Origin of the sequence: Ornithinimicrobium sp. (assembly GCF_030537745.1) — a bacterium.
GTDB lineage: Bacteria > Actinomycetota > Actinomycetes > Actinomycetales > Dermatophilaceae > Ornithinicoccus.
On record NZ_JAUNVI010000090.1, the window covers coordinates 1 to 8,291 of the forward strand.

At 67.6% G+C, this 8,291-nt stretch carries 9 protein-coding genes; all 9 read right to left on the reverse strand.

All coding sequences use genetic code 11. The features are described 5' to 3' along the window. Positions 1-63: 63 nt before the first annotated feature. Positions 64-441 (reverse strand): divalent-cation tolerance protein CutA, encoded by a 378-nt coding sequence (gene cutA, locus Q4P07_RS13305; RefSeq protein WP_303375402.1) that lies wholly within the window; start codon positions 439-441, stop codon positions 64-66. Further along, the gene (locus Q4P07_RS13310; protein ID WP_303375403.1) at positions 438-1,766 is read right to left on the reverse strand and encodes an aspartate aminotransferase family protein; all 1,329 of its coding nucleotides are present in this window, start codon (positions 1,764-1,766) and stop codon (positions 438-440) included. Before Q4P07_RS13310 ends, cutA begins: the two co-directional genes overlap by 4 nt. Before the next feature lie 421 nt (positions 1,767-2,187). Next, entirely contained in the window at positions 2,188-2,775 is a 588-nt protein-coding gene (locus tag Q4P07_RS13315; protein WP_303375404.1) for a hypothetical protein, read from the reverse strand. Between the two features lie 191 nt (positions 2,776-2,966). Then, on the reverse strand, positions 2,967-4,439 hold the full coding sequence (locus tag Q4P07_RS13320; protein ID WP_303375405.1) for an APC family permease: 1,473 nt from the start codon (positions 4,437-4,439) through the stop codon (positions 2,967-2,969). Continuing rightward, a complete protein-coding gene (locus Q4P07_RS13325; protein WP_303375406.1) occupies positions 4,436-5,032 on the reverse strand; it encodes a flavin reductase family protein in 597 nt (198 codons plus the stop codon). The genes Q4P07_RS13320 and Q4P07_RS13325 overlap by 4 nt, the downstream gene beginning before the upstream one ends. Next, entirely contained in the window at positions 5,029-5,772 is a 744-nt protein-coding gene (locus Q4P07_RS13330; RefSeq protein WP_303375407.1) for a gamma-glutamyl-gamma-aminobutyrate hydrolase family protein, read from the reverse strand. Before Q4P07_RS13330 ends, Q4P07_RS13325 begins: the two co-directional genes overlap by 4 nt. Continuing rightward, entirely contained in the window at positions 5,756-7,039 is a 1,284-nt protein-coding gene (locus Q4P07_RS13335; RefSeq protein ID WP_303375408.1) for a glutamine synthetase family protein, read from the reverse strand. The genes Q4P07_RS13330 and Q4P07_RS13335 overlap by 17 nt, the downstream gene beginning before the upstream one ends. After that, complete coding sequence (locus Q4P07_RS13340; RefSeq protein ID WP_303375409.1) at positions 7,036-8,112, reverse strand: hypothetical protein; 1,077 nt, start codon at positions 8,110-8,112, stop codon at positions 7,036-7,038. The genes Q4P07_RS13335 and Q4P07_RS13340 overlap by 4 nt, the downstream gene beginning before the upstream one ends. Then, positions 8,109-8,291, reverse strand: a 183-nt coding sequence (locus Q4P07_RS13345) for an alpha/beta fold hydrolase (RefSeq protein WP_368660284.1), incomplete at its 5' end; no start/stop codon positions are given. The genes Q4P07_RS13345 and Q4P07_RS13340, both read right to left, overlap by 4 nt.

An 8,291-nucleotide genomic window follows, 5' to 3' on the forward strand; every position in this document is an offset into this window, starting at 1 on the left:
TTCCCAAGCTGAATACGCGAGTTCGATTCTCGTCGCCCGCTCCCCCGCCGCTAGGCGCCTTCCCTACTCCCGCCGGACGAGCAGCTCCTCGTCGTCGATGCCGTCGGAGTGCTTGCGGACCCAGCGGCCGTATTCCGCGAGCGCGTGCGAGATGGGCACCGCGATCACTTCAGGTATGTCGTAGGGGTGCTGGTGGCGCACCACCTCAGCCACGCGCGGGAAGGCTTGCGCCGTTGTCTTGGCGAGCAGGAGATACTCCTGCGAGCGCTGCACCACTCCTTTCCAGGAGTAGACCGAGGCCATCGGACCGAGGACCTGCACGCAGACTGCGAGTTGGCGCGCCACCAGGTCAGCAGCGATGCGTTGCGCGGACTCGGGGTCCGGCGTGCTCACGTGCACCTCGACCAGCTGGGGCAGTTCTTGCGTCGAGTCCTCGCTCATCGAAGGACCTTCTCGAGGGCGCTGTCCAGCAGAGCGACACCGTCGGCGGCGTCCTCGTGGCTGATGACGCAGGGTGGCACGACGTGCACGCGGTTGCCGGCCACCATCGGCCACATCCCCGACTCGATGCAGGCGTCCTTGATCTCGCCCATGGCTGCCGCGCCCACCGGCTCCCGTGTCGCCCGGTCGGTGACCAGCTCGACCGCCCAGAAGACGCCCATCCCGCGGACCTCCCCCACTGCCTCATGCCGATCGGCCAGCGCCCGCAGTGCGGGTCCCAACGTGCGCTCGCCGAGCTGCGCGGCGTGCTCGTTGACCTGGTCCTCCTTCATGATCCGGATCGCGGCGACCGCCGAGGCGGTGGCCAGCGCGTGTCCGGAGTAGGTCAGGCCGCCGGGGTAGGGCAAAAGGTCGAAACTGGCCGCCACGTCGTCGGAGAGGATGACGCCGCCGAGCGGGACATAGCCGGAGTTGACGCCCTTGGCGAAGGCGATGAGGTCGGGTCGGACGTCCCAGTGGTCGAACGCGAACCACGACCCGGTCCGCCCGAAGCCGGCCATCACCTCGTCCAGGATCAGCATGATGCCGAACTCGTCGCAGAGCTCGCGCACCCCGGCGAGGTAACCGGCCGGTGGGACGAGCACGCCGTTGGTCCCGACGACCGTCTCCAGCATGATCGCGGCGATCAGGTGCGGCCCCTCGGCCTCGACGGTGCGACGCAGGTGGGCGAGGGCGCGCGTGGCCTCCTCCTCCTCCGTGGTGGCACTGAACTCGCTCCGGTAGAGGTAGGGGCCCCAGAAGTGCACGGCACCGGGGACGGCGGGCTCGCTGCCCCAGCGACGCGGCTCACCGGTCAGCGCAATCGCGCCGGCCGTCGCCCCGTGATAACTGCGGTAGGCGGTAAGTATCTTGGCCCGGCCGGTGTGCTGCCGCGCTAGTCGAGCGGCGTTCTCGATGGCTTCTGCCCCGCCGTTGGTGAAGAAGACCTTGTTCATCCGCTCCGGGGCGATGCCGGCGATGGCCGCCGCCGCTTCGGCGCGGGACTCCTCATAAAAGCTGGGCGCCACCGTGGTGATCCGTCCCGCTGCCTCTTGGATCGCCGCGGTGAGGGCAGGATGCTGATAGCCGAGGTTGACGTTGACGAGCTGGCTGCTGAAGTCGAGGTAGCGACGCCCCTGGTAGTCCCAGAACCACGCGCCCTCACCGCCTGCCAGCGGGAGCGGGTCGATGGCCTTCTGCGCAGACCAGGAGGTGAACACGTGCGCATGGGACAGCTCGCGGATGCGCGCATCGAGGGCGGGGTCGGCCGGCGGGATGGACGTCATGGTGTGAGTATGCCGTGAGTCGCCGCGGCGCGCCTCCCCCTGTCGGCTCCTCGCGTGCGCGCACGACCCCCTCAGGTCAGTGGCGCGTGCACGGCATACCGTGTCGCAGCGCGCACGACTCACTCAGGTGAGTGGCCCGTGCACGGCATACCGCGTCGCAGCGCGCACGACCCACTCAGGCGAGTGGCGCGTGCACGGCGAGCATCCGGGGAACGCCTGTCCGAGGCCCTCCGGCCCGGCTCCGGGTTCTTGCGGAAGTAGCGGAAGGCGGCCAGGGAGGTGGCAGCCTGCAGCAGGATGACCGCCGCCGCAATGATCGGGCCCAGTGCCCGTCTTCACCACCTGGTCGTTCGAGCTCGGTGTCGTCGACCGGCCATGGCGCCTTCATGAACCGGGACGGGTTCACGCTTTTCTGAGGCGGTCAGCAGTTCATCTCAAAAGACGCCGTCACCGTGTCGCTCATGTCGTCTGAGGTGAGTTCTAGACCACTCGCGCTGACGGTCGACCCCTTGACGGAGACGTTCTTCTCCTCGCCTCCCATCAGGGAGTAGGAGACGGAGTCATCGTTGATGTAGTCGCCGATCACCACTTCGATCGAGTCACCGGCAAACATGCTGTCCTCGTCGTAGCGCGAGACGTCGATCATGAGGTCTTCCCCCTCGGCGTTCACGCCGGTGGCCTGCGCGGTGTAGAGGATCTTGCCGCCTCCTCCGGCCGAGTCCTGTTCCTGCAGGTAGCAGAGCACGGTAGCGAACTCGATGACTTCACTGTCCATCGTCAGGGTGCCGCTGCCACCGCTGGTGGGCCCCTCGGCGGGCGTATCCGAGGTCGTCTCTTTCGCGGTCTCAGCTTCGTCGCTCTCGGCGTCAGAGGTCGCGCTGTCCTGTGCCGCTGCGCTCGGGGCTTGGGCGGTGGGCTGAGCTGTCGGCGCCGCGTCCCCGCCGCCGCTGCACCCGGTCGACATCAGCAGCGCGACAGTCGATACGACCCCCATTGAGAAGAGCTTCATAATCTCCATCTTTCGTTGACGGGTGCAGCCGGTGGCCGGTCGGCGACCTGTCCCGGTGAGTATGCCCTGACTCTCGGACTAAGGCCAGGGTGCGACCTTGAACACCACACGAGAGTGGGACCCGGCGGCATCATCGCCGGGTCCCACTCTCGTCTATCCCACCGGTCCGCGCCGGGTCCGAAGACCTCCGACTAGGCCATGTCCGCCCCGACTTCGTGATACATGTCAGGACGCTTCGACCGCATGATCACGGCGACCGCGAGCCCGAACAGTGCCGTGGCGGGGATCACCAAGATGAGGACGACGGAGAGCAGACCGCTGCCGCCGGCCAGCATCGAGAAGTTGCTGACGGCCAGGACGGTCGCACCCAACAGGCCCGCGAGCGCGAGCAGCGGCGCGATCTGCGTCTGCCACATCCTGCCCGGCTCCGGGTTCTTGCGGAAGTAGCGGAAGACGGCCAGGGAGGTGGCGGCCTGCAGCAAAATGACGCCGAGGGTGCCGACCCCAGAGGTCCAGGAGAAGACCTCGAGCATCGGCTCACGGCCCGTCACCACCGCGAGCAGGATGACCGCCGCCGCAATGATCGCGGTCAGGGCCGACGCCTTGTATGGCGACTGGTAACGCTCGTGGGTGACGGACAGGAAGGGCGGGAAGACCTTCTCGCGGGAGAGGGCAAACATGTAGCGCGAGATGGCGTTGTGGAACGCGACGAGCGCGGCGAACAGGCTGGTCACGAGCAACACCTCCAGGATGGTGATCATCGAGGGGCCGACATACTCCGCGGCCTGGCCGAACATGATGGCCGGGCCGGCGTTCTGCTGCAGGGCCTCCAGCGAGGCGTCCTGGATCTTGTCGGTCCCGACACCGAGCCCGAAGGACCAGGTGGTGAAGACGTAGAACGCGCCGATGAGCAGGACCGCGATATAGGTGGCCCGTGCCACGGTGCGCTTGGGGTCACGCACTTCCTCGCCATACAGCGCGGTGGCCTCGTAGCCGACGAACGAGGCGAAGCCGAACAGCAGAGCCACCCCAGGTGCCCCAGAGCTGACGGTGTCCCAGCTGAAGCCGTCCAGGTTGATGCCGGAGGCGCCGCCTTGCGCGACGATCGAGCCGCCGATCAGCAGGATCGCTGCCACCTCGAGCAGCATGAAGACGCCGAGGACCTTGGCGGACAGGTCGACCTGACGGTGCCCGAAGGACGCGACGATGAGCAGCGTGACCAGGCTCAGCACCCACCAGGGGATCGACACGCCGAAGTGCGCGTTGAGGGTGTCCGAGGTTGACGAGCCGTAGAGGCTGTAGACCGCGATCATCATGCCGAGGTAGGAGACCATCGCCACGAACGCGGCCACGATGCCCGCCCACGGCGCGATGCCTCGACCAATGTAGGCGTAGAACGCACCCGCATTGATCATCCGCCGACTCATCGCGGCGTAGCCGACCGAGAAGATGAGCAGCACCAGCGTCGCGAGCCCATACATCGCGGCGGCACCGGCACCGTTGCCGAGGCCGAAAGAGACGGGGAGTCCGCCGGCGACCCCGGTGAGCGGGGAGGCGGCCGCCACCACGAAGAAGACGATGGAGGCCGTCCCGAGGGCGTTGCGGCGGAGCTTGTGCTTCTCCGTCGCGGGTGCTGCGGTCTCTAGGCCTTTGTCCACGCTCATGGGCGATCTCCTGGCATCTGGTGGGGTGTGGTGAAGCGGCGCATGTGATACATCAACGGAAGCGGGGGGTCGGACTCGGGCAGGATGACGTCGTGGACGACGCCGATCAGCACCATGTGGGTGGCTTGCTGCAGCCCGTTGGCCACGTGGCACACGCAGCTGCTCGCTGCCCCGCGCAAGACGGGGGCGCCGGAGGGGTGGGCCGACCACAGGTCAGGGTCAAAGCGTTCTTCACCGGAGCGACCGTCACGTCCAGCAAAAGTTGCCGCCACGTGCTCCTGGTTGCTGGCCAGGAGGTTGACGGTGAACCATCGGGTCTGGGTCAGCGCCCGGGCTAGACCCGATGAGCGGTTGATGCAGGCGACGAGCATCGGCGGATCGTTGGACAGCGAACAGACTGCCGTCGCGGTCATGCCGTTGCGTTCACCCGACGGGCTCGCCGCGGTGATCACGGTCACCGTCGCCGCCAGCGCGCTCATGGCCGTCAGGAAGCGCTGGGAGACGTCGACCTCGGGAAAGAGCTCGTCGCTGTGCAACCAGCCCGGTTGAGGAGGGCCGGTATGTAGTGACGGCTGCAGTGGGTGGTCGCTCATGCGCTGCACCTTTGCGCGAACTCACGGAAGAGGGAGACCTCAGCGGCGTCCTCAGGCAAGAGCTCCGGGTGCCACTGCATCGCCGCGCACCAGGCGGCGCCGACGGGTTCGATCGCCTCGATGGCCCCGTCCGTGGCTCTGCCCGTGACCACCAGTCCGTCACCGAGCCGGTCGATCGCTTGGTGATGAAGGGAGTTCACCGACTTGCTCTGGGTGCCGTAGGCACGGGCCAGCAGGCTGCCCGGCGTCAGTGAGACGTCATGGCGATAAGCCAGTGCTTCGTCAATGTCTTCCGGCACCGGCGGGTGGACGTCGCTGGAGCCCGAGACGTCCACGTGCAACGTCCCGCCCCGGGCCACGTTGAGCAGTTGCATCCCTCGGCAGATGGCCAACACGGGCAGGTCACAGTCCAGGGCAGCGTCCAACAACTCAATCTCCCAACGGTCGCGGTCGGCCAGCGCGTTGCTGCCCACCGTGGCGGGATCGGCGCCGGTCACGTCCGGATGCAGATCTTCGCCACCGATCACCAGCAGCCCCCGCACGTGGCTCAGCAGCGAGGCTGCGGTCCCGGGGATGCCCACCGGTGCGAGCACCGGCGAGGTGCCGGCTCGCTGCAGTGCCGAGACGTAGAAACCCTCGGCGCCGACGATGTCCCGTTCCCACTCGCCCCACACCTTGCCGCTACGTCTCCATGCCGTCACCAGCACCAGCGGCCTCGTGCCCTCAGTAGACCCGGCCATAGGTGTTCACCTCCCAGTCGGTGAGCGACTGCTCCCACCGGTCGACCTCATCGCGCTTCAACTTCACGAACACCGTCGTCAGATCAGGTCCGAGCGCTTCGGTCAGGACGCTGTCCTGCTCCAGCAGGTCCAGCGCCTGGCCGAGGGAGGATGCGGTGTGCACGTCGGTGCCAGGGTGGGCCTCCGCGTCACCGAAGACTGGGTCGGCCAGCGGCAGCTCGCGTTCGATGCCGTCCAAGGCTGCGGCGAGCATGCCCAGCAGGGCCAGGTGCGGCGACGCGCTTCCGTCGGGCGTGCGGTGCTCGATCCGGGTCCCCTGGCCGCGCTGCCCGGGGACGCGCACGCTGGTCAGCCGGTTGTCCAGGCCCCAGGTCGCCCAGTATCCCGCCAGCATGCCGGGCCGCAGACGCTTGTAGGAGTTGACCGTCGGCGCGAACAGCGCCGTCAGCGCGGCGTGGTGCTCCAGCAGGCCGGCGATCGCCCATCGGCAGACTTGTGAGATGCCCTGCGCGTCGTCCGTGTCGACGAAGGCGTTAGAGCCGTCGGGGGCGGCGGCGCTGACATTGAGATGCATGCCGTTGCCGACCGAGTCGTTGAAGGGCCGCGCCATGAAGGTGGCCCCGAGGCCCTTGCCGAGGGCGACTTCACGCGCTAACTCCCGGAAGAGGAAGGCGGCGTCGGCCGCGTCCAGCGCCTCTCGATAGCTGACGGCCGTCTCCACCTGGCCGGGGTTGAACTCGGAGTTGATCCCCTCCATGCCGATGCCGGCGCGTTCGCACGCTGCCGCGATCTCGTCGATCAGCCCGCTCGGATCGGCCCCGGGTCCGGTGCCGTAGACGCGGTGCCAGGGCACGCTCAGCGGCCCATCGGCAACGCACTGGCCGGACAGCAGGTAGAACTCCATCTCGATCCCGCACAACGGCTCCAGGTCTCGCGCCCGCCAACGTTCGATCATCTCCCGCAGGCGTGAACGCACACACAGCGGCAGCGGCCGGCCGTCGGAGAAGTGCAGGTTGGTCATCGCGACCTCACCTCCGGACCACGACGGACGCAGCGACGCTTCGTCGAGCCGGGCCTCCATGTCCGGGAAGCCGACGTCGGTGGAGTACCCCTTGAGCTCGATGAACTCGCGATCCAGCCCCTGCAGCATCACGGTCAGCGCATAGTGAGTGGGGTGCTGAGCACGGGTGCTCGGCACGGTCTTGCCGTGGCTGAGCCCGAGAAGGTCGGTGAACAAGAGGCGAGTCTGCGGGTCCGGCATGCTCATTGAGCACCGCCCGCCAGCTCAGCAGCCGCGGCTGCGGGAGCTAGCGGGGCCTGCAGACGGCCCTCCTCCACTACGGTGACGCCGTCCAGCTCGACGGTGCAGGAACGCATCGGTAGATCGAAGTGGCACGGCGTGAACCGGTCGGCATTCTCGTTGGCGCCGGTGCTGTACATGAAGTTGCCCTCGAAGGCGCGGGCCTCGGTGCCGTTCATCTGCGACTTGTCGTAGAGATCGAGGTAGTCCCACCTGGCGGAAGGGTTCATGCCCCAGCCCAGGTGCGAGGAAGCATAGGCATCACGGTCGTTGAAGGCGGCCATGTAGCTAGCGAGCTGCTCGCTGTCGAAGCCGTCGCCGGAGATGTCCGTGACGAAGTCGTCCACGACGGTCAGGCGGATCGGGGTGCGCACGTAGGTCTTGAAGGTGAGATTCAAGTCTCCGGGCGCCAGCACGATCGTTCCGTTGACGGTCCCCCGCGCGGGGAACGCCAGCACCAGACCTCCCGGCCAGTGCGCGATGCTACCGGGCCCGTCAGTCACGCCCGTCGACCCGGCGGTAAACGACCCGTCCAGGTGCACCGTCAGATCCGTGCCAGCGGCCGAGCTGACGCGCATCGTGGCCGCCTGCTGGATCATCTCGTGCCCCAGGCCCACCCGCTTCGCCATATTCACGTCATGGGGAAGGCGCTCGAAGACTTCGGGATGCTCGTTGCTGATCATCAGCACTCTGCTGCCCGCGCCGAGGATGTCGCGCAGCTCACGGGCGTGCAGCAACCCCTCCACGGTGCAGTCCACGACAAAGTCTGCCCGCTGCAGAGCCGCCAACGCGGCCGGGTTGCCCTGAAGCGCCAGCGTGGTGCCTGTCGAGCGCAGCGGCACTGGGCCCGTGTTGGGTGGCGTCGGCATCACGATCTGGAAGACCTCGGCGTCCAGAGACTGAGCCGCGAGCAGCGCCGTCGACACGATCTCCGGACGGCTGGAGGACTCCGAGAGGATCACGCACAGCTCGTTGGACTGGAGGCCGCACAGTTGGAACTGTGCGGCGAATCGCTTGAGCCAGCGCCATTCGGTGTTCATGCAACGTGCTCCTCGTGGTTGGCCCAGAACTGCTTAAGCAGGGCGTTGACCTGCTCGGGGCTCTCGATGTTGGACAGGTGGCCCGCGCCCTCGACGATGTGCAGCTGTGCGCCGGCGATGGCCTCGGCCAGCCCCCGGGAGTATTCCAGGGGCGTCTCCTCATCCGCACTGCCGATCAG

What these genes read in the sequence shown, in the direction of transcription:
- cutA (WP_303375402.1), bottom strand. Translation starts at nt 441, where the DNA reads ATGAGCGAGGACTCGACGCAAGAACTGCCCCAGCTGGTCGAGGTGCAC.
- Q4P07_RS13310 (WP_303375403.1), bottom strand. Translation starts at nt 1,766, where the DNA reads ATGACGTCCATCCCGCCGGCCGACCCCGCCCTCGATGCGCGCATCCGC.
- Q4P07_RS13315 (WP_303375404.1), bottom strand. Translation starts at nt 2,775, where the DNA reads ATGAAGCTCTTCTCAATGGGGGTCGTATCGACTGTCGCGCTGCTGATG.
- Q4P07_RS13320 (WP_303375405.1), bottom strand. Translation starts at nt 4,439, where the DNA reads ATGAGCGTGGACAAAGGCCTAGAGACCGCAGCACCCGCGACGGAGAAG.
- Q4P07_RS13325 (WP_303375406.1), bottom strand. Translation starts at nt 5,032, where the DNA reads ATGAGCGACCACCCACTGCAGCCGTCACTACATACCGGCCCTCCTCAA.
- Q4P07_RS13330 (WP_303375407.1), bottom strand. Translation starts at nt 5,772, where the DNA reads ATGGCCGGGTCTACTGAGGGCACGAGGCCGCTGGTGCTGGTGACGGCA.
- Q4P07_RS13335 (WP_303375408.1), bottom strand. Translation starts at nt 7,039, where the DNA reads ATGAGCATGCCGGACCCGCAGACTCGCCTCTTGTTCACCGACCTTCTC.
- Q4P07_RS13340 (WP_303375409.1), bottom strand. Translation starts at nt 8,112, where the DNA reads ATGAACACCGAATGGCGCTGGCTCAAGCGATTCGCCGCACAGTTCCAA.